Annotated in this window: 25 protein-coding genes and 1 tRNA gene; 18 read left to right on the top strand and 8 right to left on the bottom strand. The window is 63.3% G+C overall.

Translation table 11 applies throughout. The features are described 5' to 3' along the window. The first annotated feature begins 27 nt into the window (after positions 1 to 27). The 4 genes from OTER_RS03435 (at position 28) to OTER_RS03420 (ending at position 6,607) form a co-directional block, all read left to right on the top strand. Entirely contained in the window at positions 28 to 1,284 is a 1,257-nt protein-coding gene (locus OTER_RS03435; RefSeq protein ID WP_012373507.1) for a sigma-54-dependent transcriptional regulator, read from the top strand. A gap of 165 nt (positions 1,285 to 1,449) precedes the next feature. Next, the gene (gene carB / locus OTER_RS03430; RefSeq protein WP_012373506.1) at positions 1,450 to 4,737 is read left to right on the top strand and encodes a carbamoyl-phosphate synthase large subunit; all 3,288 of its coding nucleotides are present in this window, start codon (positions 1,450 to 1,452) and stop codon (positions 4,735 to 4,737) included. A 105-nt stretch (positions 4,738 to 4,842) separates the two neighbouring features. Next, the gene (purU, locus tag OTER_RS03425) at positions 4,843 to 5,700 is read left to right on the top strand and encodes a formyltetrahydrofolate deformylase (RefSeq protein ID WP_012373505.1); all 858 of its coding nucleotides are present in this window, start codon (positions 4,843 to 4,845) and stop codon (positions 5,698 to 5,700) included. Positions 5,701 to 5,878: 178 nt separating this feature from the next. Continuing rightward, positions 5,879 to 6,607 (top strand): tetratricopeptide repeat protein, encoded by a 729-nt coding sequence (locus OTER_RS03420; protein WP_012373504.1) that lies wholly within the window; start codon positions 5,879 to 5,881, stop codon positions 6,605 to 6,607. A gap of 39 nt (positions 6,608 to 6,646) precedes the next feature. Here the strand turns inward: OTER_RS03420 and OTER_RS03415 are convergent, their stop codons facing one another. Continuing rightward, entirely contained in the window at positions 6,647 to 7,525 is an 879-nt protein-coding gene (locus OTER_RS03415; protein WP_148217992.1) for a hypothetical protein, read from the bottom strand. 38 nt (positions 7,526 to 7,563) lie between these two features. Here OTER_RS03415 and OTER_RS03410 point away from each other — a divergent pair. The 9 genes from OTER_RS03410 to OTER_RS03370 all read left to right on the top strand — a co-directional run bounded on the left by OTER_RS03410 (position 7,564) and on the right by OTER_RS03370 (position 16,011). Next, a tRNA-Pro gene (locus OTER_RS03410) sits at positions 7,564 to 7,640 on the top strand. Positions 7,641 to 7,868: 228 nt separating this feature from the next. Then, a complete protein-coding gene (locus tag OTER_RS03405) occupies positions 7,869 to 8,774 on the top strand; it encodes an SDR family oxidoreductase (RefSeq protein ID WP_012373502.1) in 906 nt (301 codons plus the stop codon). Positions 8,775 to 9,180: 406 nt separating this feature from the next. Continuing rightward, complete coding sequence (locus tag OTER_RS03400) at positions 9,181 to 9,693, top strand: LysM peptidoglycan-binding domain-containing protein (RefSeq protein WP_012373501.1); 513 nt, start codon at positions 9,181 to 9,183, stop codon at positions 9,691 to 9,693. A gap of 139 nt (positions 9,694 to 9,832) precedes the next feature. Next, positions 9,833 to 10,408: an NUDIX hydrolase gene (locus tag OTER_RS03395; RefSeq protein ID WP_012373500.1), complete on the top strand. Its 576-nt coding sequence runs from the start codon at positions 9,833 to 9,835 to the stop codon at positions 10,406 to 10,408. A 117-nt stretch (positions 10,409 to 10,525) separates the two neighbouring features. Continuing rightward, a complete protein-coding gene (locus tag OTER_RS03390; protein ID WP_012373499.1) occupies positions 10,526 to 11,806 on the top strand; it encodes a phenylacetate--CoA ligase family protein in 1,281 nt (426 codons plus the stop codon). 273 nt (positions 11,807 to 12,079) lie between these two features. Next, positions 12,080 to 12,841 carry a succinate dehydrogenase cytochrome b subunit gene (locus OTER_RS03385; protein ID WP_012373498.1) on the top strand — a complete coding sequence of 254 codons (762 nt, stop codon included), beginning with the start codon at positions 12,080 to 12,082 and terminating at the stop codon, positions 12,839 to 12,841. Positions 12,842 to 12,852: 11 nt separating this feature from the next. Then, positions 12,853 to 14,775: a fumarate reductase/succinate dehydrogenase flavoprotein subunit gene (locus OTER_RS03380; RefSeq protein WP_012373497.1), complete on the top strand. Its 1,923-nt coding sequence runs from the start codon at positions 12,853 to 12,855 to the stop codon at positions 14,773 to 14,775. A 75-nt stretch (positions 14,776 to 14,850) separates the two neighbouring features. Further along, positions 14,851 to 15,636: a succinate dehydrogenase/fumarate reductase iron-sulfur subunit gene (locus tag OTER_RS03375; protein WP_044892104.1), complete on the top strand. Its 786-nt coding sequence runs from the start codon at positions 14,851 to 14,853 to the stop codon at positions 15,634 to 15,636. Between the two features lie 153 nt (positions 15,637 to 15,789). After that, positions 15,790 to 16,011: a hypothetical protein gene (locus OTER_RS03370; protein WP_012373495.1), complete on the top strand. Its 222-nt coding sequence runs from the start codon at positions 15,790 to 15,792 to the stop codon at positions 16,009 to 16,011. Between the two features lie 105 nt (positions 16,012 to 16,116). Here the strand turns inward: OTER_RS03370 and OTER_RS03365 are convergent, their stop codons facing one another. Both OTER_RS03365 and OTER_RS03360 read right to left on the bottom strand, forming a co-directional pair. After that, positions 16,117 to 16,596 (bottom strand): LEA/WHy family protein, encoded by a 480-nt coding sequence (locus OTER_RS03365; protein ID WP_012373494.1) that lies wholly within the window; start codon positions 16,594 to 16,596, stop codon positions 16,117 to 16,119. A gap of 121 nt (positions 16,597 to 16,717) precedes the next feature. Further along, positions 16,718 to 16,972: a hypothetical protein gene (locus tag OTER_RS03360; RefSeq protein ID WP_044891536.1), complete on the bottom strand. Its 255-nt coding sequence runs from the start codon at positions 16,970 to 16,972 to the stop codon at positions 16,718 to 16,720. Between the two features lie 252 nt (positions 16,973 to 17,224). On the opposite strand from OTER_RS03360, the gene lysA reads away from it, so the two are divergent. The 3 genes from lysA (at position 17,225) to OTER_RS03345 (ending at position 20,205) form a co-directional block, all read left to right on the top strand. Next, the gene (gene lysA, locus OTER_RS03355; RefSeq protein ID WP_012373493.1) at positions 17,225 to 18,529 is read left to right on the top strand and encodes a diaminopimelate decarboxylase; all 1,305 of its coding nucleotides are present in this window, start codon (positions 17,225 to 17,227) and stop codon (positions 18,527 to 18,529) included. A gap of 238 nt (positions 18,530 to 18,767) precedes the next feature. Next, the gene (locus OTER_RS03350) at positions 18,768 to 19,583 is read left to right on the top strand and encodes a methyltransferase (RefSeq protein WP_012373492.1); all 816 of its coding nucleotides are present in this window, start codon (positions 18,768 to 18,770) and stop codon (positions 19,581 to 19,583) included. A gap of 175 nt (positions 19,584 to 19,758) precedes the next feature. Continuing rightward, on the top strand, positions 19,759 to 20,205 hold the full coding sequence (locus tag OTER_RS03345) for a cupin domain-containing protein (RefSeq protein ID WP_012373491.1): 447 nt from the start codon (positions 19,759 to 19,761) through the stop codon (positions 20,203 to 20,205). A gap of 156 nt (positions 20,206 to 20,361) precedes the next feature. Here OTER_RS03345 and OTER_RS03340 read toward each other — a convergent pair whose 3' ends face one another. After that, entirely contained in the window at positions 20,362 to 20,853 is a 492-nt protein-coding gene (locus OTER_RS03340) for a hypothetical protein (protein WP_012373490.1), read from the bottom strand. Positions 20,854 to 21,025: 172 nt separating this feature from the next. Between OTER_RS03340 and OTER_RS03335 the strand changes: the two genes are divergently transcribed. Then, on the top strand, positions 21,026 to 21,916 hold the full coding sequence (locus OTER_RS03335) for a GRP family sugar transporter (protein WP_012373489.1): 891 nt from the start codon (positions 21,026 to 21,028) through the stop codon (positions 21,914 to 21,916). Positions 21,917 to 21,973: 57 nt separating this feature from the next. Here the strand turns inward: OTER_RS03335 and OTER_RS03330 are convergent, their stop codons facing one another. Then, entirely contained in the window at positions 21,974 to 22,393 is a 420-nt protein-coding gene (locus tag OTER_RS03330) for a DUF5069 domain-containing protein (RefSeq protein WP_012373488.1), read from the bottom strand. Positions 22,394 to 22,834: 441 nt separating this feature from the next. Between OTER_RS03330 and OTER_RS26565 the strand changes: the two genes are divergently transcribed. Then, a complete protein-coding gene (locus tag OTER_RS26565) occupies positions 22,835 to 23,218 on the top strand; it encodes a hypothetical protein (protein WP_162470342.1) in 384 nt (127 codons plus the stop codon). 45 nt (positions 23,219 to 23,263) lie between these two features. On the opposite strand, the gene OTER_RS26465 is transcribed toward OTER_RS26565, so the two are convergent. The 3 genes from OTER_RS26465 to OTER_RS23595 all read right to left on the bottom strand — a co-directional run bounded on the left by OTER_RS26465 (position 23,264) and on the right by OTER_RS23595 (position 26,421). After that, complete coding sequence (locus tag OTER_RS26465) at positions 23,264 to 24,274, bottom strand: DNA/RNA helicase domain-containing protein (RefSeq protein ID WP_272940900.1); 1,011 nt, start codon at positions 24,272 to 24,274, stop codon at positions 23,264 to 23,266. Continuing rightward, a complete protein-coding gene (locus OTER_RS26560; RefSeq protein WP_237702434.1) occupies positions 24,199 to 25,101 on the bottom strand; it encodes a hypothetical protein in 903 nt (300 codons plus the stop codon). Before OTER_RS26560 ends, OTER_RS26465 begins: the two co-directional genes overlap by 76 nt. Before the next feature lie 384 nt (positions 25,102 to 25,485). Next, positions 25,486 to 26,421, bottom strand: a complete 936-nt coding sequence (locus tag OTER_RS23595) for a CPBP family intramembrane glutamic endopeptidase (protein WP_148217991.1) — start codon at positions 26,419 to 26,421, stop codon at positions 25,486 to 25,488. Between the last annotated feature and the right edge of the window lie 178 nt (positions 26,422 to 26,599).

The following is a 26,599-nucleotide window of genomic DNA, read 5'->3' as shown; positions in this document are numbered from 1 at the left end:
TTCGCCCGGCTTTTCCTCCTCTTTTTCATGCCTTCTGTCCTCATCGTCGACGACCTCCTCTCGATTCACGAGATGCTGGAGGCGGTTATCCAGCCCACGGGCTTCAGCACCGCGTTCGCGACCGATGGAGAAAAAGCGCTCGCACGCTACAAGGCGGAGAAGTTCGACCTGGTGCTGGCCGACATCGACATGAAGCCGATGGACGGCATCACGCTGCTGAAGCAGCTGAAGCTCTACGAGCCGACGGCGATCGTCATCATCATGACCGCCTACGCCAGCACCGAAAGCGCGGTGCAGGCGTTGAAATTTGGCGCCTTCGACTACCTGCAAAAACCGTTCCGCGTTGACGAGCTGATCGCGACGCTGCGTCGCGGGATCGAGTTCAAGCAGTTCCAGTCGGAGCGCGCGCTGGCTGGCGCCGCGTCGGGCGTGAAGGCCGGCGACATCGAGGCGCGGCTTATCGGCCAGAGTGCGAGCATGCGCAAGCTGGTTCAGCAGGTCAAAAAGCTCGCGGCGGTGCGCACGCCGGTGCTGTTGATCGGCGAGAATGGCTCGGGCAAGAGCGCGGTCGCAGAGATATTGCACGCCGCCACCGGGGCTCCGGAAAACCAACTGTTGCGGATCGATTGTTCGCTCAGTTCGGAAGCGAGCTTCCGCGACGGTCTGCTCGGCCAGAACGGCGAAGGCGGCACGTGGGTGCAGCAGGCCAAAGGCGGCACGTTGCTGCTGCAGCATCTGCAGTGTCTGGCGCCGGCGGTGCAGAAGGAATTGGTGAGCGTGTTGCGCAACACCGCGCACGGCTTCCGGCTGATCTGCACGACGACCGAGGACCTCGAGGCGTTGACGGACGAGGGCAAGTTCAACGACGAGCTGTTTTATCGGGTCGCGTCGCTCCCCGTGCATCTGCCGGCGCTGCGCGACCGCGTCGAAGACCTGCCGCTGCTGGTGAAGAGCTACGTCGCGAAGGCCGCGAACCCGCACTTCGACGCGAGCTTGGTCGAATTTACCGACGATGCGATGGCGGTGCTCTACGCTTACCACTGGCCCGGCAATTTGACGGAGCTCTACCAAGTCGTCTCGAAAATCGCGGCGACGACGGAGACCCGCATCGTGACCTCGCAGCAGTTACCGTTGCGATTGCGCGAACTCAAGAGCTGGCCCTCACTCGAGGAGTATCTGGGCGGTCAGGAAAAGCAGTATCGGGAGATGGTCCTGCACGCCTGTCGGGGGGACAAAGCCGCCGCGGCGAAAGTCCTCGGCATCGACGTCGCGTCCTTCGTGTAGGCATTCCAACCATCGTTGGAACGGGCGGGGCCGAGGCTGGACTCTGGCGTCGCATCATCCGCTAAGCTGCTCGGACACAAGGATCGAGCGCGTCGATCCGGAGCTGTCACGTTTCCCGCTTGCGGCGCGTTTCGCCGGTCTCAACTCTCGGCAAAATCTACGTTCATGCCGAAACGCTCCGACCTTCAATCCGTCCTGATCATTGGTGCCGGTCCCATCGTGATTGGTCAGGCTTGCGAGTTCGACTACTCGGGCACGCAGGCTTGCAAAGCGCTGAAGGAGGAGGGCTACCGCGTGATTCTGGTGAATTCGAATCCGGCCACGATCATGACGGACCCCGAGTTCGCCGACGTGACCTACATCGAGCCGCTGACCGTCGAGGTTTTGGAGAAAATCATCGCCACGGAGCGGCCTTCGGCGCTGCTGCCCACACTCGGCGGGCAGACGGCGCTGAACCTGTCAATGGACCTGCACCGGACGGGTGTGCTTGCGCGTTACGGGGTCGAGATGATTGGGGCAAAGCCTGAAGCGATCGCGAAAGGCGAAGATCGCGAGTTGTTCAAGCAGGCGATGCTGAAGATCGGCCTCGACGTGGCGAAATCACGTACCGTCCGCTCGATGGCCGAGGCGCGCGAGGCCGCCGAGGAGCTGGCGATGTTTCCGCTGATCATCCGGCCCTCGTTCACCCTGGGCGGCAGTGGTGGCGGAATTGCCTATAACAAGGAGGAATTCGAGCGGATTGTGGCCAACGGGCTTGATCTCTCGCCCGTGCATGAGGTGCTCGTCGAAGAGTGCCTGCTCGGCTGGAAGGAATTCGAGATGGAGGTGATGCGCGATCACAAGGATCAGTGCGTTGTGATCTGCTCGATCGAGAACTTCGATCCGATGGGCGTGCATACCGGCGACTCGATCACGGTTGCCCCCGCAATGACGCTCACCGACAAGGAGTATCAGGTCATGCGCGACGCATCGTTCGCGGTCATCCGCGAGATCGGCGTCGAGACGGGCGGCTCGAACATCCAGTTCTCCGTCGACCCGGTGACGGGCCGGATGGTGGTCATCGAGATGAATCCCCGCGTGTCGCGGTCCTCCGCGCTCGCATCGAAGGCGACGGGGTTTCCCATTGCGAAAATCGCCGCCAAGCTGGCCGTGGGCTACGCGCTCGACGAACTGCGCAACGACATCACGCGGCTCACACCCGCTAGCTTCGAGCCGACGATCGACTACGTCGTCACGAAGATTCCGCGCTTCACGTTCGAGAAATTTCCCGATGCCGACGCGACGCTGACGTCCGCGATGAAATCGGTGGGCGAGGCGATGGCGATTGGGCGGACGTTCAAGGAGTCGTTCCAAAAATGCCTGCGTTCGCTCGAGGTCGGCGCCCGCGGTTTCGGTGGCGGCGGCAAGTATGCGAGCGACGATCCGGTGCCGGAGGATGTGATCAACGCGAAGCTGGGCACCCCGAACGCCGAGCGCGTGCACTACCTCCGGTACGCGTTTCGCGCTGGCTACAGCGTCGAGCGGATTTTCGAGCTCACGAAGATCGATCCGTGGTTCCTCCACCAGCTGCGGGAAATCCACGAAATGGAAACGGAGCTGAGGAAATACCGGCTCAGTGCCGAAAGCTGCGGGTCCGCATCGGACGTCGCCGCCGCGGATGCGCGGCCGCCGCTTCCAACGACGCTCTTCCGCCGGGCCAAGCAGTTCGGCTTCTCCGATGCCCAGCTGGCGCATTTTTTGAACACGGATCTGGGTAGCGTGCGCCGTGCGCGCAAGGAGCGCCAGATCCACACCACCTACCGGTTGGTCGACACCTGCGCCGCGGAGTTCGAGGCCTTCACGCCGTATTACTATTCAAGTTACGGCGAGGAGAACGAAATCATCCCGTCCGCGCGGAAAAAGATCATGATCCTCGGCGGTGGGCCGAACCGGATCGGACAAGGCATCGAGTTCGACTACTGCTGCGTGCACGCGAGCTTCGCGTTGCGTGAAGCCGGTTACGAGACGGTGATGGTGAACTCGAATCCCGAGACCGTTTCCACCGACTACGACACGAGCGATCGGCTGTATTTCGAGCCGCTCACGCTCGAGGACGTGATCGAGATCTATCAGCAGGAAAAATGCGACGGCGTGATCGTGCAGTTCGGCGGACAGACGCCGCTCAATCTCGCTGCGGCGCTGAAGGCGAACGGTGCGAACATCATCGGCACGTCGCCGGAAAGCATCGAGGTGGCCGAGGATCGGAAGCTCTTTGCGGCCATTCTGAACAAAATCGGGCTGCGACAACCGGCGAACCGCACGGCGCTGAGCGAAGCCGAAGCGCTCACGTTTGCGCATGAAGTCGGCTTTCCCGTGCTGCTGCGGCCATCTTTCGTGCTCGGCGGTCGCGGCATGTTCATCGTCTACAGCGAAGCCGAGTTCAAGGCGGTGATCCGGCAGGCGTTCGACGTGATGCCCGGCAAGCCGGTGCTGATCGACAAGTTCCTCGAGGATGCGATCGAACTCGACGTCGACTGCATCAGCGACGGCACCACCTCGGTGATCGGCGGGATGCTGGAGCACATCGAATTCGCCGGCGTGCACTCCGGCGACGCCGCGATGGTGATGCCGCCCCATACCCTGCCGGCCGAAATGCTCGAACGGGTGCGGCAGGCGACGCACGCGCTCGCGCGCGAGCTCAACGTCATCGGATTGATGAACGTGCAGTTCGCGATCAAGGACGGGGATCTCTACGTGCTCGAGGTGAACCCCCGGGCATCCCGAACCGTGCCGTTTGTCGCGAAGGCGATCGGCGTGCCGCTCGCCAAGCTGGCGGCGAAAGTGATGACCGGCGCCAAGCTCGCGGATCTCGGCTTCACGCGCGAGCAGACGCCGAAGCACTGGTGCGTCAAAGAGGCGGTCTTTCCGTTCGTGCGTTTTCCCGGCGCGGCGATCGTGCTCGGCCCTGAGATGCGCTCGACCGGCGAGGTCATGGGCATCGATGCCGACCTCGGACTGGCGTTTGCCAAGGCTCAAGCGGCGGCGAAGCCGGGGCTCCCGATCAAGGGCAACGTCTTCCTCTCGGTGAAAAACGCGGATAAACCCGCGGCCGTTGGGCTCGCCCGCCGGCTCGAAGCCATGGGCTTCGTGCTCTATTCGACCAGCGGGACGGCACAGCATCTTGCCGACGCGGGCATCGGGGTGAAGCGGCTGGCCAAGATTAACGAAGGTCGTCCGACGGCGGTGGATATGATCAAGAACGGCCAGATTCAGCTCATCATCAATACGCCGGACGGGATGATTCCACGGCGCGATGAAAATGCGATTCGCGCTAGCGCGTATGCCCATAACGTCTGCATCATGACCACGCTGACGAGTGCGAAGGCGGCGGTCGACGGCATCGAGGCGCTCCGGCAAAAACCGCTCGGGGTGAAACCGATTCAGCAGTATCGCGGCAATGTGAGCGTTCGCTGAGTCGGAGGCCGTCGTTAGTCGCAGATGGCGGCTTGCGCTCGTGAGCCCAGCCCGGCTGATTCTTCGCCTCGCTCGCCGCCCCAAATCTGTCACATTGCACCTCCTATGTCCTCGACCCTCGTTGCCCTACTGCATGGTCCCGATCAACCGGGATTGGTCGCGCGCGTCGCGGGTTGGATCTACGAGCGAGGCGGCAACATTCTGCACGCGGACCAGCACCGCGACCGCGAAGCGGGCATTTTCTTTCAGCGAGTGGAATGGGAACCGTTGGCCGCGAGCGGATCCGGTCTGTCCGCGAGCGCGGAGGCGTTCCAGGTCTTTGCAGCGTCGTTGGGCATGGAAGCTCGGCTGACCTCCTCGGACCACCGCGCACGCGTCGTGGTGTTCGTCTCGAAGGCGGATCACTGCTTCCACGATCTGGCCCTGCGCTGGCGGGCGGGCGAATTTTCGGGTGAGCTGGCAGCGGTCATTTCGAATCACCGCGATCTCGAGCCGGCTGCGCGCGGCTACGGGCTGCCTTTCTTTCACCTTCCGGTGACGGCCGACACGAAAGCCGCCGCGGAGGCGCAGCAGCTCGCAAAGTTACGCGAGCTCGATGCCGATCTGGTGGTGCTGGCCCGCTACATGCAGGTGCTGTCGGGGGAATTTCTCCAGCAACTCGGCCGGCCGGTGATCAACATTCACCACTCCTTCCTGCCGGCATTTGCCGGGGGCCGGCCCTATCACCAGGCGCATGCGCGCGGCGTGAAGATCATCGGCGCCACCGCGCATTATGCGACGCGGGATCTCGATGAGGGACCGATCATCCATCAGGACGTCACGCGCGTCACCCACCGGTATGGCGTCGACGACCTGATCCGGCTTGGTCGCGACCTGGAAAAACGCGTGCTCGCCCAGGCGGTGCGCTGGCATCTCGACAACCGCGTGCTGGCCTACGGCAACAAGACGGTGGTTTTCGACTGAACGAGCGCATCTCACTTGCCGGCAAACCTACCGGTGAGACGCCCGTGCCGCGTAGCCTGGGCCCGACCAGATCAGGAACGTGAGATGCGCCCCGACTGAACGGGGTCCGAACTCCCGTCTTTACGCCGCTGGCCCGATCTGTTTCGGTCGCCGGTTCACGAACCCGAGAACTTTCGCCATGCCGAACCCTGTCAACCCTTCCGCCCCGACGCCTGCGGGCGACAATCGCGCCGCCGCGCGCGCCGACCAGAGCCCGGTCGGGCCGAGCTTCGAGGAACGCCTGCGGGTGTTTTGGCAGCAAAACAGCAAGCTGGTCACCGGCGCGCTCGTGGTCGTGTTGCTGGCGATTCTGGGCAAAGGCGGCTGGGAGTATTTGCAGGCGGAAAAGGATCGCGAGGTCCGTCGCGCCTATGCGGCCGCGACTACGCCGGCGCAGTTGAAAACGTTTACCGCGGCCCATCCGGAGCATCCGCTGGCCGGGGCCGCTTATCTGCGGATGGCGGACGACGCTTACGCGGACCGCAAGTTTACCGATGCGGTCGGGCTCTACGAACAGGCGATCCAAGCGCTGGACGCGCCGGTGCTGGAAAGCCGGGCGCGGCTCGGCATTGCGATTGCGAAACTGCAGGGCGGGCGCGCGGCGGAGGGCGAGACGGCGCTGAAGGCGTTCGCCAACGAGGCCAAGGAGGTGAAAGCGTTCCGCGTCGAAGCCCTTTACCATCTCGCGGTGAGTGCCCTGACGAACGGCAAACCGGAGGACGTGAAGTCTTATTCCGAGCAGTTGATGCAGCTGGATCCGACGAGTCCGTGGACGCAACGCGCGATGATGTTGCGGGCGAACGCGCCAACCGTCGCAACGCCCGCGTCGGAAGGGCCAAGCATTACGGTGCCGGGCGGGAAGAAATAGTCGGCGACCGCGGTAGCGGTGACACTGCCGTGGACCGGGTCACTCGGTGGACTCGCCACTGCGTTTCGGCCGCATCGCCCGTCGACTGAACAGAGCGAAGACCAGCATCGCCCCGGCGCACCACGCGGCATAAGCGCTCGGTTCCGGCACCGCCGTAGCGCTCAGCGTCACGTCGTCGATGCGGAAAGCGGTGCTCGTCGAAACGGAGGACCAGCGCAGTGAAAGATCGTTTGTCGCTGGCAGGTCCAGCGTATCCAATGTGATCAACCGCCAAACTGCCGTGCCGCTCCCGGTGGGCTGCGCGGGGAGTGAAACCCAAACATAGTCCGAGGCACTCGCGCGATAGGCGAGCGTCAGCTCGGTGAGATTAGACTCCTGCTTGGATTTGTGTGCACCGAAGCTGAGCGTGAACGACTCAGGCGCGTAACCGATCGTGGAGATCCCCGAGATTTCAAACCACTTGTCGCCCGAGCTCGTGAGATAAACGTTCCCAGCTCCGCTGGCGCTTGCATAGCCGGTGCTTGCCGATGTTGTGCGGACATCTGCGTTGCCGGCGAAGCTCAACTCGCTCGAATTCTCGAACAGGTGCGTGCTGACCGCGGTGTTCCCGGCAGGGCTGCCCATGTTTTCATGGAAGAGTACCGTGGGCTGGGCACGGAGGAGCTGCGCATCAACAACGCAGAGCGAAACGAGCAGGAGCCACGGTCGCACGACGCGGCGCAGGCCGAGAACATGCGGAGTGCCGGCGGCTCCGAGACGCTTAATCGACGAGTGACGGCTGGACGTCACCCGCGTTTGGACCGGCGTATTCACGGGATTGCAAAAACTCCACATTACTTCGTGCAAAATTTCTGCTGATGCAAGTACTATGTAGGCGCGCCGCGAAGCCCCGGGGGCGGGTCTGGGGCAGGCGGACATTGACAGTGTGCGGTGGGCAGCGTCCCATACGCCCAGATCGGGGTGTAGCTTAGCCTGGTAGAGCGCCTGCTTTGGGAGCAGGAGGTCGCGAGTTCGAATCTCGCCGCCCCGACCATCTGTGAGTCGCCGTCGACCGCCGCGGTTATTTCAGGCGACGTGCGCGCGAGCCCCGGAAATTGCCGGATGATTGCGTGGGGAGGATCCGACGTTCCGGGCGACCGCGCAGGGGAACCGCAGCCGCACACCCGCTACCATGCGCTTGCGGCCGCATGTCGTGCGCCCGCAGCAGTGACGTCGATCCAGCCAGCGCCTGCGTGCCCCAGAACACCAATCCCTCGACGCCATGGCCCACTCCGAATCCCGCACCTCCGCACCGCAGCTCACGTCTGAGCCCAAGCCCCCTTTCCCGAAACAGCATCAAGAAGCCCCTGGCATCGAGGCCGAACTCGATCCGCAACCGCGCTGGCGAGCTCCCCTCTATCGCGAAGCCGGCAAGTTGAAGGGCAAGGTCGCCTTGATCACCGGCGGCGACTCCGGCATCGGTCGCGCGGTGGCGTATCTCTACGCCCGGGAAGGTGCCGACGTCGCGATTAACTATCTGCCCGTGGAGCAGGCGGACGCGGAAGAAACGCAGCGCGCGGTGCAGTCGGTGGGGCGCAAATGCCTGCTGCTGCCCGGTGACCTCACCGAGCCGAGAACCGCGCGGGAACTCGTGGAGCAAACCGTGCGCGAGCTGGGTCACCTCGACGTCCTGGTCTCCAACGCTGCGCATCAGGCACGAAAATCATCGCCCGAGGAGGTCAGCGACGACGAGTTCGATCGCACGTTCCGCACGAACGTCTATCCCTATTTCCAGCTCGTGCGTGCGGCTTTGCCGCACCTCAAGCCCGGATCCGCCATCATCGCGACGAGTTCGGAGACGAGCATTTTCGGCTCAGAGAAACTGCCGGACTACTCGGCGACGAAAGGCGCGATCAACGCGCTGACGAAGACGCTCGCGAGCAACCTGCTCGAACGCGGCATCCGCGTGAACGCGATCGCGCCCGGCCCCGTGTGGACGCCATTGAACCCCTCTGATGCGGGCGCCTCCCCCGAGCAGGTATCCAAGTTCGGGAGCCATGCGCCGGTCGGTCGACCGGCCCAGCCCGAAGAGCTGTCGCCGGCGTATGTATTCCTCGCGTCCGATGCCGACTCTTCCTATATCACGGGCATTGTGCTGCCGGTGCTCGGAGGCGAAACCACGGGCTGACGAACCACGGACTGGCCCGGAAATTTCATGAACAGGAGTGAAGCTCCGTCCGAAATTTCCGTCCGCCTGCGGCGGAGCGACTTTGTCCCGGTTAGCCCCGACAGAGTCGGCCCGGAGGGCGCACGTTTCACGATTTTCGTGAAATATCCGGGCTAGCGTTCGCGACAGTCTTCGGAGTTGCGCCGCCGGGCGCAGACCGGCGGTACATGGCGTTCGCAAAGGTGGAGTAAAACATGCGCCAGGGTCCGACTGTAGCGAGTTGTGCTTATGCCTATGGTGCTTGCCCAGCTGGCATTACGCTCTCGCAGGCCCTAATGCCCGGCCGTATTGTGCCGATGCAGGTGAATAATCTCTGCTTGCCTCGCCCTATGGTTCAGCTAGTCCTCCGCAACTGACTTCTTCACCTATGGATACCATTTCTCGTGAAAACAACAGCATGCTACCCGTCGCCGGGGTCGTGGTAGGCGTGCTCTCTCTTTTGGTCGGCGGCTATGCCGCGATCAAGGCCTCCAGCCTCACAAAGACGGTGGCAGCTCACGAGGAAAAGATCGCGCGCATCGACGGAATCGAGTCGCAGGCCAGCACGGCGGCGGCGGCGGCCGACAAGGCTGCCCGCGACATCAGCTCGCTCAATCGGAGCACGCAGGACGCGTTCAACACGGTCGCGGCGAGCCTCGGCAATATCCAGGCTTCCATCACGAAGCTCGAAGAAGCGCAAAAGCGGCCCGCGGTCGCGGCGAAGGGCTCCTCGGGTCCGGTCGTCGCCGGCCCGGATGAGTATGTCATCAAGGGTGGCGACACGGGCGCGAAGATCGCGCGCGCGCAGGGTTTCGCCTTGCCGGATCTCATCGCGGTGAATCCCAGCGTGGATTGGACTCACCTGAAGGTCGGTCAGAAGATCAAGCTGCCGAAGAAATAGTCCGTACTCATCCCGAGAATTTCCGACTCCCAGCCATGCCGGCTGGGAGTTTTTTTTGGCGGACGGCGGCGAGGCGTCGCGAATTCAGTTCGCTTTTCGCGCAGCTCCGCGTGTCGTGGACCCAATTCCACCCGCCTTGATGAATGCTTCCGCTGCTCCTTCGCGTTGGGAACGACTCGGTGACAAGACGCTGACCTCCACACGCGTGTTCGACGTGCGCAGCACGCGGTTCCGACATCCGCGGCGCGATACCGAGCGCGACTTCATCATCATCGATTCGCCGGATTGGGTGAATGTGATCGCGCTGACGCGCGACCAGCAGTTGGTGCTCGTGCGTCAGTTCCGCTTCGGCACGGAAGCCTTCTCGTTGGAAATCCCGGGCGGCGTGATCGAGCGCGGCGAGGATCCGCTGGTCGCGGGCGTACGGGAGCTGACCGAGGAAACGGGCTACACCGGCCAACCCGCGCGGCTGCTGGGCAGCGTGCATCCGAATCCGGCCTTGCAGACCAATCGCTGTCATTTCGTGCTCGTCGAAGACGCCACCTGCACCCATCCGCTCGATTGGGACGAGGACGAGGAAATCGAAGTCGTCACGATGCCCGTGGAGAAAGTGCTGAAGCTGGCGCACGCGGGTGGTGTGACCCATGCGCTTGCGCTCAACGCACTGTTGCTCTTCGAGCCGGTCTGGCGGGGAACGCGCTCGCCGCGGGCGTGACGGTGGGCGCGCGCGAATGGTAGGCGCATTCCTCTGCTGACACATGGTTGTCAGCAGCCGCGGCCCGGTCATTTGACTTCACGGGAGCCGGCAGCTTAGTAACACCACCTGACTTTCATGACGGCTCCGATCTTCGCCAATGCCTCCGAGACGCTCGGTTCCGCGCCCGCAGGCCAACTGCCGGAGGCGCTGGAGCGCGAGATTCGTCGCATCTACGACCGCAGTCCGCTGTATGGCAGCCGTTTCCCGCTGCATGCGGAGCCGCTGCAGTGGGGGTGCTACCGCGAAATTCCGACGCTCTCGAAAAAGGAAATCGTACAGCGCGGCCACCAGGCGTTTTTCGCCGACTACGGCGAGGTCGAACGCGGGCTGCAGACGAAGCGCTACGAATACGAAAGCACCGGTGGCACCACGCAGGCGCCGATGACGGTCATCATGGAGGACGGCTGGTGGAACGCGCAGACGCGTCGTGCTTATCTCGCGTCTCCCATCCTGCGGCAGTTCGTCGACCGGCCGTATCGGAAGTGCGTGCTCGCGCCGGTCGGATGTTCGAGCAACCTCTGCCCTTACGAGGATCATCCATTTCCACACCGATACTTCGACGGCACGGTTTACCTGAATCTTTCAAGCGATCCGTTCGCGTTTCCCGAGGCCGAATGGGATCGGATCGTGCTCGAGCTGCAGGCCACGAAGCCGGAGGTGCTGGAAGGCGAGCCGGTTTATCTCTCGTTGCTTGCGCGCGCGGCGAAAAAGCGCGGGGTGACGGTGCCGAGCTTGAAGGCCGTGATCCTCACCTACGGCAAGGCGAGCGCCCAGCATGGTGCCCGCATCGCCGAGGTGTTTCCTGCGCCGCAGGTCGACCTCTATGGCTCGACCGAGGCGGGCTATCTGTTCGTCGGCGAAGCGTTCAAGGACAACTCGCAGGTGATCGATGCCAACGCGTTCATCGAACTCGTCCCGTGGCCTGCGCCGACCAACGGCTCGAGCCACGTTCGGTTGTCGAATGTGTTTCAAATCTACGTCACCACGCGCGACCGCGAGGCAATGCCGTTGCTGCGCTATCACACGGGCGACATCGTCCAGCGCTTCCCGACCGGCTTCCGATTGTTGGGGCGGGAGGGGAATCTCCACTTCCGGCGGGACGGCTCACTGGTCTCGCCCACCGACATCGATGCGGCGCTCCCGGCTGATTTCTCGTGCTGGCATTATTCACTCGTCCAGACGTCCGAGAACCGGTGGGACTTCCACTACGTTGCGGACGCGGTGGCTCCGGCGGAACTCGAACCCGCCGTGGCGGCGGTGCTGGGTGCAGGCGTGCGCGTGAGCGCGTTTCGCCGGCGGGTGATCGCGCCCGCCGCGAGCGGCAAGTTCAGCCTGTTGAAGCCACTGGCGAAGTAGACGCGCCGCGCCGCGACCCGCGTTGTCGCGAAGCATGGGCGCGAACGACTCCGGGGTGCGTTCCTCGGCACCGTGTCCGGCGTGTCTGCCACGATTAGCGAATCCGTCGCGTTCGCGCGGGCTTGCGTCGCGCTAATTCGCCCGTTCGCTTCTCAAAAAAGTTAGTCGGCCTAATAAGCGCGCTGCACGCAGCGCGCTCCTTTACTTCGCCGGGCGCGGCGATGAACTGGAGCGTCTTACGCGCAATGACTTTATCAACCCGCGATAACTGAGATGAACCTCTTCCGCTCTACCATCGGCCGGAAAATAATCATGGCCGTCACTGGTTTGATCCTGATCGGCTTTGTGATCGGCCACCTTGTGGGCAATCTCCAGGTGTTTTCCGGCCCGGACAAGATCAACGGCTACGCGCATTTCCTGCAATCCCTCGGGCCCTTGCTGTGGGTGGCGCGGATTGGACTGCTGGTGGCGGTGGGCCTGCACATCTGGGCCGCGACCGTGCTGACGCTGGAGAATCACGAGGCGCGGGATGTCGCCTACAACGTCAAGCACACCATTCGCGCGACGCTCACCTCGCGCACGATGCGTTGGACCGGCTACATCGTGGCGGCATTCATTCTCTATCACTTGGCTCACTTCACCGTGGGTTGGGCGCAGGCCGAGTCGTTCAAGACGAACCTGCCGGAATACACGATGCAGAGCGAGTATCACGTCGCCGGTTTCCCGGTCGTCGCGAAGGGCCTCGCGGTGCATGACGTGTACACGATGGTCGTGCGGGGCTTCCAGAACGTCATCGTTTCGCTGTTCTACATTCTCGCGGTGGGTCTGCTCAGCTTTCACCTCGCGCACGGCGCGGACAGCATGTTCCAGACGCTTGGACTCCGGAGCGGCCGCTGGTCCTCCGCGCTGCGCAAGATCGCGCTCGCCTTCGCGACGCTCTACTTCCTCGGCAATCTCGCCATTCCTGGCGCGGTCCTGCTCGGCCGGCTGCAAGCGCACGCCGACACACCCGCCACCGCTGCTCTTCACCGCTAATCTCTCCGGCCATGGCTAAACTCGAATCTCGCATCCCCTCCGGCCCGCTCGCCGACAAATGGCGCAAGCACAAGGCGGAGATCCGGCTCGTCAATCCCGCCAACAAGCGGAAATACGAGGTGATCGTCGTCGGGGCCGGCCTCGCCGGTTCCTCCGCGGCCGCCACGCTGGCCGAGCTCGGCTACAAGGTGAAGTGCTTCGTCTATCACGACAGCCCGCGCCGTGCCCACTCGATTGCCGCGCAGGGCGGCATCAACGCCGCGAAGAATTACCAGAACGACGGCGACAGCGTTTACCGGCTGTTCTACGACACGATCAAGGGCGGCGATTATCGCTCCCGCGAAGCCAACGTCCACCGGCTCGCTGAGGTTTCCGTCAACATCATCGATCAGTGCGTGGCGCAGGGCGTCCCGTTTGCGCGCGAATACGGCGGCCTGCTCGCGAACCGCTCGTTCGGCGGTGCGCAGGTGTCGCGTACGTTCTACGCCCGCGGCCAGACCGGCCAGCAGTTGCTGCTCGGCGCTTACTCGGCCTTGTCGCGGATGATCGGTCAGGGCGCGGTCCAGCTTTTCGCCAACACCGAGATGCTCGATCTCGTCATCGTCGATGGCCAGGCGAAGGGCATCATTACGCGCAATCTGATCACCGGTGAAATCGCCCGCCACGCGGCCGATGCGGTGATCCTCGCGACGGGTGGCTACGGCAACGTTTTCAATCTTTCCACCTACGCCCGGCAGTCCAACGCCACCGCGATCTGGCGCGCCTACAAGAAGGGCGCGTGCTTCGCGAATCCGTGCTTCACGCAGATCCACCCGACCTGCATTCCCGTCACCGGCGACTACCAGTCGAAGCTGACGCTGATGTCCGAGTCGCTGCGCAACGACGGCCGGATCTGGGTGCCGAAGCGCGCGGAGGACCGCCGCAAGGATCCGAACACGATTCCGGAGGCCGACCGCGACTACTATCTCGAGCGCATGTATCCGAGTTTCGGCAACCTCGCCCCGCGCGACATCTCCTCGCGCGCGGCCAAGCGCGTGTGTGACGAGGGTCGTGGCGTGGGGGAGAGCGGGCTCGGCGTCTATCTCGACTTTGCCGACGCGATCAATCGCCTGGGCGAAGCGGCTGTCCGCGAGCGCTACGGCAATCTGTTCGACATCTATCACGAGATCACGAACGAGAATGCCTACAAGGTGCCGATGCGCATCTACCCGGCCGTCCATTACACGATGGGCGGGCTCTGGGTGGACTATAATTTGATGTCCAACGTCCCGGGCCTGTTCGTGCTGGGCGAGGCGAATTATTCCGATCACGGCGCCAACCGGCTCGGCGCCTCGGCGCTGATGCAGGGGCTGGCCGACGGCTACTTCGTCATTCCCTACACCATCGGCGACTACCTCGCGACCCAGAAGCCCGGCTCGCGTCCCTCCGTCGACGCCGCTGAGTTCAAGGCCGCCGAGGCCGCGATCGTGGGGCTCACGCAGCGGCTGCTGAGCATCAACGGCAAGGAACCCGTCAGCCATTTCCACAAGCGCCTGGGCAAGATCATGTGGGACGGTTGTGGCATGGCCCGCACCGCTGCGACGCTGCAGAAGGCGCTGCAGGAAATTCCGAAGCTGCGCGAGGAATTCTGGGCGAACGTGAAGGTGCCCGGTTCCGCCGCGACCTTGAACCAGTCGCTCGAGCAGGCCGGCCGGGTGGCCGATTTCCTCGAACTCGGCGAGTTGCTCTGCCTCGACGGCCTCACGCGCGAGGAGAGCTGTGGCAGTCACTTCCGCGAGGAATACCAGTATCCGGACGGCGAGTGCAAACGCGACGACGAGAAGTTCGCCCACGTGGCGGCCTGGGAGTTCCAGGGCGACGGCAAGCCGCCGCTGCGCAACGTCGAGCCGCTCACCTACGAAACCGTCAAAATGTCGGTCCGGAACTACAAGTAACCGGCCGTTCGCGGATCGATCCCAACGCAACCACCATTTCATTCGACCATGGTCGCAGCCAATTCCCAGCAATCCATCAGCATCACCGTACGTGCCTGGCGTCAGCCGAGCCGGAATGCTCCGGGCAAGTTCGTCGACTACCCGGCCACGAACCTGAACCCGAACATGTCGTTCCTGGAGATGCTCGACGTGGTGAACGACGATCTCGTGCGCAAGGGCGAGGAGCCGATCGCGTTCGCGCATGACTGCCGCGAGGGCATCTGCGGTACGTGCTCGCTGACCATCAACGGCAAGCCGCACGGTCCCGGCGAGGGCATTGCCACCTGCCAGACCTACATGCGCAGCTTCAAGGACGGCGACATCGTCGTCGTCGAGCCCTTCCGCGCGAAGGCGTTTCCGCTCGTCAAAGACCTCGTCGTCGATCGCAGCGCGTTCGACAAAATCCAACAGGTGGGCGGCTTCATCAGCGTGCGCACCGGCGCCGCGCCGGATGCGAACGCCATTCCCATTCCGAAGGCCGACGCCGATCTCGCGATGGATGCAGCTTCGTGCATTCAATGCGGCGCGTGCGTCGCGGCCTGCAAGAACGCCAGCGCGATGCTCTTCGTCGCGGCGAAGGTCTCGCAGCTCGGATTGCTGCCGCAGGGGCAGCCGGAGCGGGATCAACGCGTGCTCGCGATGGTGGCAAAGATGGACGAACTCGGATTCGGCAGCTGCACCAACCAGTACGAGTGCAGCGCGGCCTGCCCGAAGCTCATCTCCCACGATTTCATCGCTCGGATGAATCGCGATTACCTGAAGGCGAGTTTCAAGGCGGTCTTCAAGCCAACGCCCGCAGTCGCGGGCGGCGGCGCGGCCTGAACACGGACCAACTTCGAGCTTCACCCAGCGCGGGCTTCGGCCCGCGCTTTTTTGTGCCGGCACGGGCCAGGGCGGCGGCGGCCTAGCGACGATCGCGAACGATTCTGCAACTTTTGCGGAGACGCTGGGTTTTCGAGGCACCTTCCCTTTAACATGAAAACCTTCACTTCTCTTCTGATCGTTGCCGCGGCCGCCGCGTTCCTGGTTCTGCCCTTCAGCTTCGAGTTCACCGGCGCGCTCGTTTTTGTGGGCGGCCTCGTCGGTCTGCTGGTCGCCGACTATGCCCGACCGAAACGGCTCCGGCTTGCGTCCGCGGTCACGCCGTTGCCCGCGCTCGTCTCCCGGCGCGCCTCAACTTTCCCACTGGCGGCTTGATTACCGCCTGTTTGCACTGAACCGGCCCCCGTTGATCGCGGACTCCCTTGTTGGGGTTCCCGATTGGCGGGGGCCGCTGGTTTCCGGTGAGCCGCGCGTGACTCTTCAGCGCGCAGGCGCGGACAACCCGCGCAGGTCCAGCATGCCTTCGGCGGTCGTCTTGATCTCGTATTTGTCCTCGTAGATCGTCTGGAAGAGCACGCTCTCGATCCGATAGGACACCTGCTGGGATTCGCTGACCGACACGAGTTGCCGGACCAGCGCCAGGTTCTCGAGATTCACCGTGACCTCTTGGGTCGTGGTGTTGAGCGGGGGAATGCCGAACGGCTGATCGCTGACCGCGAGGCCCACGTATTTGCCATTCAAATAGAGTTTGTGGCGCGAGCCATAAAAACCGAGCGCGGAGATGTTCTCGTTGGTGTAACGCAGCGTGAGCGTGCCGCGGCTCTCCAAGAGCGACGCTTCCGTGGGCCGGAAGTCGACCAGCGACACCGTCACCCCGCCTGGCCGTGCGCCGTGCGAGCAGCCGAAGGTCATCAGGCACAAAGACGCCAGCAGCGCGGAGAAAAAGCAGGACAGCTTCATGGGTGGCAACGACGCAAGGGCGTTACGCACCAAAGTGCAAGGCTGCGGGCGGGCGTTTGCCGCGCGAGCGACTGAGCGCTCACGACCGATCCCGACCGTCGCAGGTCTAGACCGCCGAAACCTAAAATGTGGTCAGCGCCTTGGCGCTTTCCACCACGACCCAGGCCGCTCCACAGGCGAGCGCGACGAACAGCACCTGCCGCGCGAATCTCCGGCTGCGCAGGATCGCCCCATGACGATGGGAATCGAGCGGATTGCGGTTACTCTGGGCGAGGAAGCTGGCGAAACTGGCGTTGCGGTGCGCTCCGCGTGTATCCCGCGCCAATCCAAAACGGATGGGCGGGCGACGACAGGAGTTGAGCAGGAAACGCAGCACAGTGGTTAAATCGGACCGTTTCCGCAGTTTAGGAGCGTTTTTCTCAAGACGGAAACGGTCGGGGCGGATTTTTCACAAATATTTGCGGCGGTGCGTCCAGCGCAGGTGTGATGGAAAAGAAAGGTGCTCTCGGCCGCGGCGCTGCCTGCGGAGGCGGGCGTGGAGCAAGCTTCGGACGCGCAGAATAGTTCATGACTTTTGGGCGCCATTCGAACTAGCCTGCCGGTTTCACGCTTCCTTTCCCGAGTCCCCATGCATCACTTCCGCTATTCAGGACACGATCTGCACTGTGAGTCCGTTGATTTGGCCGCGGTGGCGAGGCTCTACGGCACACCGACTTACGTTTACAGCGCGACTACGATCACGGAGAACTACCAGCGGCTACAGCGGAGCCTGTCCGGGCTCGACCTGCAGGTCTGTTACGCGATGAAGGCGAATGGGAATCTCGCCCTGCTGCGGCTGTTCTCCAACCTTGGCGCGGGATTCGATCTGGTCAGTGGCGGCGAAATCCGCCGCGTTGTGGCCGCGGGCGGAAATCTGCGGAAGAGCGTTTTCGCGGGGGTGGGGAAGAGCGAGGCAGAGATCAAGCTCGCGCTGGAAAACCAAGTATTCGCCTTCCATGTCGAAAGCGAACCGGAGCTGGCTCGCATCAACCACGTGGCCGGGACGCTGGGCGTGAAGGCGCCGATCGCGATTCGCGTAAATCCCGACGTCGACGCCCAGACGCACGCCAAGATCACCACCGGCAAGAGCGACAACAAATTCGGCATTCCGCTGCGGCAGGCCGGCGCGGCTTATGAGGCGGCGGCCAAGTTGAAAAACATCGAGGTGAAAGGCGTGCAGATCCACATCGGCTCGCAGCTCACGTCGGTAGCCCCCTTCGTCGAGGCGGTGAAAAAGTTGGTGCCGTTCGTCGCCGATCTGAAGGCGAATCACGGGATCAGCTATTTCTCCATCGGCGGCGGCATGGGCATCGTTTATCGCGATGCGCTCGCCAGCGGCGAGCAGGCTTGGTGGAGCAACCAACCCGCGGGCCAGGGTATGATCACGCCGGAAAGCTACGGGGAGGCGCTGACGCCGCTCCTCGCGCCGCTCGGACTCAAGATCCTGCTCGAGCATGGCCGGTTCATGGTCGGCAACGCGGGCGTGCTGCTCACCCGCGTCGAGCATCTGAAGCGCGGGGCGAGCAAAAATTTCCTGATCGTCGATGCGGCGATGAACGATCTGGTGCGGCCGGCCATGTATGACAGCTACCACGAGATTGTGCCGCTGCACCGCGACAGCTCGCGCCGGGCGCTGGTCGCCGACATTGTCGGACCCGTTTGCGAGAGCACGGATTGTTTCGCCAAGGACCGCCAGCTTCAGGAGGTCGGCGAGGGCGAACTGCTCGCGTTCATGAGTGCCGGCGCCTACGGCTACGCGATGGCCAACCGCTACAACGCCCGGTTGATGCCGGCCGAGGTCGTGGTGCGGGGCAGCAGCTTCGAGTTGGTCAACGCGCGCGAGACCTTCGAGCAAACCATCGCAAACGAAAAGATCCCGGCGTTCCTGAAATGAGCGCCGGTTGAGCGTCGCGGGAAAGGCTTGGGCGTAGCCGCAGCGACCCCACGCCGCAGCGCTCAGGGTGCGATTCGTTCGCGTTCGGGCGCGATCCTGTGATCGAGGAGAAGCGGGCAAGGCGGCGCATTCGGCGCGATTCACGGCGGCATGCAGCGCGCTACGAAGTGCGTCAGCGGGCGCGATTTCTCGAGAGCCACCGGCGGCGCGGCCTCGAATATGCTGCTTTCGCTACGCCATGGTTTCACTCAACACCAGTTCATCCCACCTGGAGGCGCGCGAGATGAAGGGGCTGGGCGACGTGATGTTCCGACATCCGCCCGGGACGTTTGCCCTGACGCCGGCCAGCGCGATCGCGATCCACGCGATCACGGATCATCAAAGCCTCTTGCATGGACGAGGAATCGACTGGGGCAGCGGCGTGGGCTGTCTGGCGATCGTGGCGGCCAAGGTCCCGAGCGTGGAATTCGTGCTCGGTCTCGAACTCTACGGCCCCAACGTCCGCACCGCCCGGGACAATGCGGTGTGCAACGGCGTCGCCGAGCGCACGGATTTCCTGTGTTCGGACTCGTATGCGCCGCGACTGCCGGACGATCGCGAGAAGCTGGAACTGCTGGCGGGGCGGACCGAGTTTATCCTGGCGAATCCGCCCTCGAGCGAAGGCGACGATGGCTTCGAGTTTCGCCGCATCGTGCTGCGCGGGGCCCGGCGTTATCTCGTACCGGGCGGTGCGGTGCTGCTGAATATCTCCTACCAATATGGCGCACGGCGAATCGCGCGCTTGGCCGAGGAGGTTGAGGGCTTTCGCGCCGAGGGATTGCTGAGCAGCACGGACTGGCAGCCGTTCGATCTCGAGCGCGACGATCTGCTGCACTGCCTCGAAGCGTATGCGGCCGAGGAGCGACGCGGAGGATTGGCGTATACTTTCCTCGATCCGCTGCATCCGACGGATGCGCCGACGATGTCCGCGCAAGCAGCGCTCGCTCGCTTTCGTCAGACCGGGCAGAGTCCGCTTACGAAATGGCAGATGCATCTGTTCCGCTGGCGCGGTTGAGTGAATCGCGCCCGCTGAAGGGAGCGACTCACCTCCCACCGTCTGCAAACCCACGGGCGGGACGATCGTGCCACGTGACAGGGGCGTTCTGCCGATGTTGAAAAAATCCCCCGCCGGAACTGCGGTCTGACTGGGCTTGCCGACGACGCGGGTCGCGCGTTTGATCTTCCCGGCCATGATCGAGGACCTGCTCGCGGCGTTTCCGTGGTTCGATCATCCCGAGGGGATGAAGTTCGTCGAGGTCGCGAAGAACGATCATCGCACCGTCGGTCACTGGCTGTTCGTGCCGGGATCGATCTCGGTGTTTCACCGGGTGAAGCAGTGCGATGAAATCTGGGCGATCCATGCGGGACGGCTCACGTTGCACATCGTCGAACCCGCTGGGAAACATCGCGTGCTGGCGTTGGGACTGGGGATGGCCGCGGGCGAGCGTCCGACAGCCGTCGTTCCAGCGGGATATTGGCAGGCGGCGGAGCTGCCGGCGGGCGCTACCTATGCGTTTGGCAGCAATGTGTGCGCGCCGGGATTCACGTACGCCGCGTTGGAGCTGGCGCGGCGAGCCGAGCTCTGTCGGGCGCATCCGCAGCACACCAATTTGATCACGCGGCTGACACGCGGCTGATCATTTGCCGACTACCGGACCGCGGGGCGGAAGGCATCGTCAGCGACAAGGCCGATGATGTTTCGGCGCAGCAGGTCGTCGACGGTGCTGGCGACGTTCACAAACGTCGTGGTTGTGCGTGCGGTCCTGGTCCGTTTGAGCGTAGAACCGGGATGACTATGGCGCCGACTTGGGCTCGGCCGCGCTTCTGCCCGGACGGGCGGACTGGACGGCGTTGAGCGCTTCCTGCCGGATCGCGCGACGACGTTCGACCTCCGCGGCGATGGCATCCAGGCGGGTCTGCTCATGGGCGGGATCGGGCAACAGTCCGGGGGCTTCGCCCACCGACGGAGCCATCGTGAAGGCGACCCGCGCCAAGCCGGACGGGCGCGAGAAGTGGTGCATCGTGCAACGAATGGGATCGCCGACGCCGAGCGCTTTGCCGGCTGGCATGAACCCCGGTGTTACGACGATTTCGTGGCCGCGCCAGTTCACCACGTAGGCCACGTAATCGATGTTTTCTGCTGAGAACGAATACACCTTGAGGACCTTCGAGGTGAAAGTCTCCGAGGCCGATTTCGCTTCGACGACGTAGTCCGAAGACACCTCGGCGTGGAGCCAGGACGTCGTGATGGCCAACCCGAAAGCTAACACGAAAGAACGCTTCATTTTCTGGAGTGTTGGAGCTGCAGTGGACGAACGGGGATGATACTCCAGAGGCGGGCGGAGGTTACAGGTTTTTCGGGTCCGCGCGTCCGCTGGTCGGCGGGGGTGCGCCCGGCACCGGCGGATGAATTCGGTTGCGGCCAGCGAGTTTTCGGGCGCGTTGTGAAATGCTGCCATGATGGGAATTCTTGCCGCCCTCGTCACCGTGCTCGCGTGGGGCACGTGGCTGGCGCCGTCGCAGAACGTGCCGCTGCGGCGGCAGGAAATCCGAACGTTCTACGTGGCGACGGCGAACCTCATCGTCGCGCTGGCGGTGGCGCTTTGGCGTGGTTCGTGGGAGCTGGATGCCGGTGCGTTCTGGTGGCCATTCGCGGGCGGGCTGGTCTGGGCGGTGAGCGGACTGTGTGCGTTCACGGCGACCGCGAATCTCGGCATCGCGAAGGCGTTTGGGATCTGGGCGCCGCTCAACATCGTGGTGAGCCTCGTGGCGGGGCGCGTGATTTTCGGCGAGTTCGCGCATCCGAGCCGAACGCAGCTGACGGTGCTCGTGCTGGCGGTGCTGCTGATCGTGGCCGGCGTCGTGCTCATCGTTGCCGCGAAACCCGGCGCGGAGCAACAGAGCGGCACGAGAAGTGTCCCCCGCGGATTGCTCGGCGCACTGGGCGCCGGCGTGTTGTGGGGTCTCTACTTCGTGCCGGTGGAGCTGGCGGGAGTGTCGCCGTGGGCCGGCGCGTTGCCTCTGGCGATCGGAATTTTCGCGGGGAGCACGGTGCTGCTACTGTTGACACGCCACGGTCCGCGACTCGCCGCTGCACAGGACTATCTACGCGTGACCGGCACGGGTGTGCTGTGGTCGGTCGGCAATTTCGGGATGCTGATGCTGGTCGACGCGTGGGGCGCCGGTCGCGGCTACACCGTGTCCCAGCTCTCGCTGGTGGTGAATGCGCTCGTCGGAATCTACTGGCTGAAGGAACCCGCGCCCCGCACGCGTGGCGCCCTACTCACGCTCGGCGGATGCGCGCTGGCGACGATCGGCGGGGTCGTGATCGGTGCCCTGAAAAGCTGAACCTCCCACCCGGCAGGCGACGCCCCGGGCGAACACGGGTTTCACCGATGACGGCGCTCAGGCCTCTTCGGCGATGTGCAGGTCGAACCAGGTTTGGATGTCGTCGCGATTCGCCAGTCCTGCGGCGCGCTTCGCCTGCGCGAGCTCGGGGCTGCCGCCGTCGCGCCAGCCGCGCTTCGTCATGAATCCATTCCAGATCTCGATCTCGTCGGTGCTCGGGCGTCGGCCATGTTCGAAACACCACTGCAGGATCTCCTCGTCGCTGCCGCCTTGAAGGACGCGTGCCGTCAGTGCGTCGTAGGCGACGTGAAGGAACGTGCAGCAACGCGCGTCGAAATGCGTGCGGTCAGCCGTGCCCGTGTAGAAGTCGGCGGGCAATTTCCCGGCAGCCTTAAGTCGAATCTTGTCCAGCATTCGTCCGAAATAGACGAGGCCGCCAATCTGTTCGTAGTCGCTGCGAAGTCCGGGAATTTTCATGAGGGATTCGAGGTTCGAGAAAGGCAGAGTGAGTGCACGAGGAAACCAGGGCAATGAATCGGGCGGGAGGAGCCGGCACAGCAGGCGACGGGAAACGGCCTCGGGTGAATTCTTAGTCACAAAGGGCACGAAGCGCCGACACCGAGATCACGAAGGTAATCGCCAAATGGCCCTATGAGGAAAGAGAGGTTCGAGCCATGCATTTTCCCAGAGCAGCGGCCGTCGGCTGGGCTGGGCCGGAGAAGAGGAGGAACGGATGACCGGGCGGAAGAGGCCTTGAACGCCGGAGCTCACGGCTGCCGCTGCTGCGGTATGACTCATCGTCCATTAACTTCTGGCTCATGTTCCGGTAGACTGACGGGATTCGCCACTCCCGTGTATTTCGCTGAACGAAAACTCCGAAGTGCCTTTGCCATTTTTTAGGAAACGATCTGCGACGGTGTGGTCCCAACATGGCGCGATGAAAACGGATTTCCGATCGCCTACGAATCGCGGCGAGAAGCCGAAATCGAAATCGCTGAAATGCTGATCGAGCACCTGCGACAGTTCCTCGTTGGCGAGCGCGACTTTGAGGACGCCTGTACCACCGGTGACTTTATCCTCCTGTTGAAGTCTGGTCTGACGGGACGATTCAAACGAAAGACGATCGTCGCTTTGGCAAAGAGGAAACCTAATCAGCAGGGCGTACCGGAGAACACCGCCGCGGCTATGGACACGACATTTTCAAAACGGGTATGCCAAGATCCACGAGATACTCGAATGTCGGGTCATAGTATGCTGCCGGCCTGGTTGGATCGCTTGCTTCGCCATCAGGCACAAAGATGACCATGCCCTGCCGAGCGCGAGTCAGCAGCACCCGATAGGCGTTCTTTAGGTACCTCCGGTTGTCGGGATTCTGCACGTTCTGCCATTTCGTTCCGCGGAAGTCGTGAAGCTCCATCCCGTCGCAGTGAATCGCAGATCACCGTCCCACGTCACGCACGCCCAATCGACCTCCAATCCCTGGACCTGAAACTCGGTAGCCGCATCTTCAAGGTAGTAGCTCGAACGAGTGTCCTCTTTCCCATCGAGAAACCAGTGCACTGGATCGGTTTTGACTCGAATATCAATCGCGTGCGGCTTGAGCCGCTCGGCCTTCGAAGAAGCCACCAGTCCGAAGCGTTCGCTTCCTCGCGCTTTCGATCGCACCCATTGCTTTGCGAGATCTAGGTTTCGGGTAACAACGATTGGGTATCGCTTCAGCTTGGTCAGCAGCTGGCGAGCTTGGCCTCGTTCACAATCGAGGAGCGCCTTAACGAACGCCGAGACATGCTCAGCACGAAACGAGCGCATCGACACAGCCAAGTGGAGGCTGTCGTCAAAATGAACACCTCGCGTCCCTCGCACTGCCTCGATGGTCTGCGCAGCCGCATATTCGCTGTCCGTCAGCCGCGAAGAAATATGCATGTCCCAGTACGGAAAGGACGTTTTCACGGCATCCAACCAAGCTCCAATTCCGGACTCGCCGCGGTTGATCTCCTGCCCTCCGCCTACCAGACACAGAATCACGGCCCAGTCTTGATGCCTGTCCACGTAGCGAATCAAAAATTGCGGCTCCGAATCCGTGAAATCGGAGACACCTTTCTTCCGCTTCATGAAGTCAGCCGTCATCGCGGCATTCCAGGCGCGCTGAGCCTCATCGAATACCACCACGTGGTCAGCAGGTGGCGCCTGATTCTTCAGCGCTTCGTCACGAAAATGGTGAACGTTCTGGATGAACTGCTTCACCGGATCGCTCCGCTTCTTCTGCTCTAGGCCACGCTTCTTCAAGCGGGCCTTCTCGTCTCGAGATAGAGCTGCACGCAGCACCGCAACGAGTGGACCATTGCCAGACAACAGCACGGCGTGCGTCGGGCTGTCTGTTCGCGCATGTTGGGTGGCGACATTGAGCCTACCAGCGTTTTCCCGGCTCCCGGTACACCGGTGAGGAAGCAGATGATCTTTCGACCCCTCGTTCTGGCCTCATTAATCAGCTCCTCGATCCGGCGAGAGGTGATGCCGAGGTTTTGTTTGCCGGCGTCAAAAGCCTTGATCGCTTGCACGCCGTGGTGCGCGTACAACGCGCGCGCGGCTTCAACGATGGTCGGTGTGGGTCTGTAAGGGGCCTGCGCCCATTGCTGTTGATCGAGGCTTGGCCCGACGATTTGATCCAAGGCCCGCTCGATCGCCGCCCGAAACCCTTCGGGATGCACCGCGATCGGGCGGTAGACTCCATCTTGATCGGCACTCAGCTTCACCGGGGGCGATTCCTTCGCCTCGGTCGGAATCAGGATTGGGACAAGCGACACTCGGTGGCTCGCCTCGTGGAAATTCTTTAGGTCGAGCGCGTAGTCCCAAACCTGGTCGAACGCAGACCGCTCAAACTTCGCTTCGCCCACCTTGAATTCTACGACAAACACCACCGGGCCGATGAGCAGCACAGCATCTACCCGACTGCCCATGCGCGGGATGTTGAACTCCAAGTAGAGTGTGCCAGACAGCCCCTCCAGGTTCTTCTGAAGAAATGCAGTCTGCTCCAGCCACGCCTCCTTTTGAGTCGTCGCCAGATCGAACTCAGGATTCTGAGCGAGCAGTCCAAAGACTGTTACCGGTAGTGTGCCCCGAAACTCTTCGATCGACGCGCCATACCAAGCCCTTGATGCGGTGGGTGTAGGCTCTGCAATTGCCACTGTAGGCTTTGTGAGAGCGTCCTTATTGAGAAGCAAGCCGCTGCTCGTTCAACCCAACGAAGCCTCTTCGGCAATCGTGTCGGATCCTCGACGGCTGCTTCTGGCATGAATGTCCGGTTCCCACCACGTGGCCGAAACAGAATGCCGAGTTTTGGTTGAAGAAAATTCTCGGCAACCAGCGGCGCGATCGGGCGGTGAATTCGGATGCTGATGCAAGCCGGCTGGCGCGTGCTGATTTGGGAGCATGATCTGACCAGGAAGCGCGAGGCGTGGACCGTTCGACGGGTGGTCGGAAGTCTGGAGTCAGCGCGGAGGTCACGTCGACCGGCGCAGTGACGGGACAGTTGGCCCGGCGCTGCGCAGGCGGGTCGGAGGACGGTCCGCTCAGTTCGTGTTCGCCGCAGGCTGATCGGTCAGCAGCGGCGGTTCGCCAGCGCGGGCGGGCGCGACCGCCGGCGGTGCGAGTCGGTGAAACAGGAAGGCTCCGCCGACGAGGAAAATCAGACCCAGCGCGTCGAACCACCACGGTTGAAACAGCGCCACGCCCGGCGCGTGCTCCCCGTTGAAGCCGGGAATCGTGAACGGCAGCCCGGGTGAAAGCAGGCTGCCGAGGTTGTTCAGCCCGTGGCCGAAGATGCAGAGCGTGAGCGAACGCGTGCGGAGATAAACCCAGCCAAGCAAGCCGCCGTAAACGAGCGCGACGGGGATCTGCCAGGGGTTGAGGTGCATGGCCGCAAAAAGCAGCGATGAAATCGCGATCGCGCGAACCGGCGTGCTGGTGACGAGCAACCCACGGAGCAACAGCCCGCGGAACAGAATTTCTTCGGTTATAGGGGCGAACACGGCCACGAAGAACAGCGCGAAGTAAGGGTGCGCCGCCATGCTGGTGAGCTGCCCGAAGTAATGGCGCAGCCATTCGGGTTGCGGCGCAAGCGCGTGGGTGACGTTCTCCAGGTCGGAAAGACCGATGGCCGCACCCGCCACCAGCAAGCTCATCGGCGCCAGGAGAAGCGCGGGCGAGAACTGCGGCGTTGCGGGTACGACCAGCGTGCAGCGGCTGCGGCGGCATTCCCGCCAGATGACCAGCGCGTAGGCGGAGCCGTTGCTGAGCATGAGCGCAAGCGGATGGTTCGTGCCGGTGTTGCTGGGAAGGCCGTTCGCGAGATTCCAGAAAGCGAGCCCCATGCCGAGGACGATGCCGAACCCGAGTTGGAGCAGAACGAGCTGCAACGTGATGAGCGCTGCGCGGCGGCCAGTGAGCCAATAGGAATCGTTGGCAGCAACCAGGGCGACGGTCGGGAGTGCAGCAATCGAGGACACGGCGAGGAGCGGGGCGGCTCGGAGATAGGCAGGGTGTCGCGGTTTGTCCACGACGGATCCTCCGCGCGGCCGGTGGTCGCGCGGAGCGGCGGTCGCGCGAGCATCGATGCCGGAGCACGGCCCGCGGCGATGCTGGCGGCTGGCGGGCGCATTGACCGGATTCGTCCGGGCCGGGGTC

Source organism: Opitutus terrae PB90-1 (assembly GCF_000019965.1).
GTDB lineage: Bacteria > Verrucomicrobiota > Verrucomicrobiia > Opitutales > Opitutaceae > Opitutus > Opitutus terrae.
The sequence above is the reverse complement of the archived record's forward strand: the minus strand, read 5'-3'. Positions and strand labels throughout refer to the sequence as shown.

What these genes read in the sequence shown, in the direction of transcription:
- purU (WP_012373505.1), top strand. Translation starts at nt 4,843, where the DNA reads ATGTCCTCGACCCTCGTTGCCCTACTGCATGGTCCCGATCAACCGGGA.
- OTER_RS03385 (WP_012373498.1), top strand. Translation starts at nt 12,080, where the DNA reads ATGAACCTCTTCCGCTCTACCATCGGCCGGAAAATAATCATGGCCGTC.
- OTER_RS03435 (WP_012373507.1), top strand. Translation starts at nt 28, where the DNA reads ATGCCTTCTGTCCTCATCGTCGACGACCTCCTCTCGATTCACGAGATG.
- OTER_RS03370 (WP_012373495.1), top strand. Translation starts at nt 15,790, where the DNA reads ATGAAAACCTTCACTTCTCTTCTGATCGTTGCCGCGGCCGCCGCGTTC.
- carB (WP_012373506.1), top strand. Translation starts at nt 1,450, where the DNA reads ATGCCGAAACGCTCCGACCTTCAATCCGTCCTGATCATTGGTGCCGGT.
- OTER_RS03340 (WP_012373490.1), bottom strand. Translation starts at nt 20,853, where the DNA reads ATGAAGCGTTCTTTCGTGTTAGCTTTCGGGTTGGCCATCACGACGTCC.
- OTER_RS03330 (WP_012373488.1), bottom strand. Translation starts at nt 22,393, where the DNA reads ATGAAAATTCCCGGACTTCGCAGCGACTACGAACAGATTGGCGGCCTC.
- OTER_RS03395 (WP_012373500.1), top strand. Translation starts at nt 9,833, where the DNA reads ATGAATGCTTCCGCTGCTCCTTCGCGTTGGGAACGACTCGGTGACAAG.
- OTER_RS03345 (WP_012373491.1), top strand. Translation starts at nt 19,759, where the DNA reads ATGATCGAGGACCTGCTCGCGGCGTTTCCGTGGTTCGATCATCCCGAG.
- OTER_RS03335 (WP_012373489.1), top strand. Translation starts at nt 21,026, where the DNA reads ATGATGGGAATTCTTGCCGCCCTCGTCACCGTGCTCGCGTGGGGCACG.
- OTER_RS03390 (WP_012373499.1), top strand. Translation starts at nt 10,526, where the DNA reads ATGACGGCTCCGATCTTCGCCAATGCCTCCGAGACGCTCGGTTCCGCG.
- lysA (WP_012373493.1), top strand. Translation starts at nt 17,225, where the DNA reads ATGCATCACTTCCGCTATTCAGGACACGATCTGCACTGTGAGTCCGTT.
- OTER_RS03405 (WP_012373502.1), top strand. Translation starts at nt 7,869, where the DNA reads ATGGCCCACTCCGAATCCCGCACCTCCGCACCGCAGCTCACGTCTGAG.
- OTER_RS03400 (WP_012373501.1), top strand. Translation starts at nt 9,181, where the DNA reads ATGGATACCATTTCTCGTGAAAACAACAGCATGCTACCCGTCGCCGGG.
- OTER_RS03420 (WP_012373504.1), top strand. Translation starts at nt 5,879, where the DNA reads ATGCCGAACCCTGTCAACCCTTCCGCCCCGACGCCTGCGGGCGACAAT.
- OTER_RS03365 (WP_012373494.1), bottom strand. Translation starts at nt 16,596, where the DNA reads ATGAAGCTGTCCTGCTTTTTCTCCGCGCTGCTGGCGTCTTTGTGCCTG.
- OTER_RS03415 (WP_148217992.1), bottom strand. Translation starts at nt 7,525, where the DNA reads ATGTCCGCCTGCCCCAGACCCGCCCCCGGGGCTTCGCGGCGCGCCTAC.
- OTER_RS03380 (WP_012373497.1), top strand. Translation starts at nt 12,853, where the DNA reads ATGGCTAAACTCGAATCTCGCATCCCCTCCGGCCCGCTCGCCGACAAA.
- OTER_RS03350 (WP_012373492.1), top strand. Translation starts at nt 18,768, where the DNA reads ATGGTTTCACTCAACACCAGTTCATCCCACCTGGAGGCGCGCGAGATG.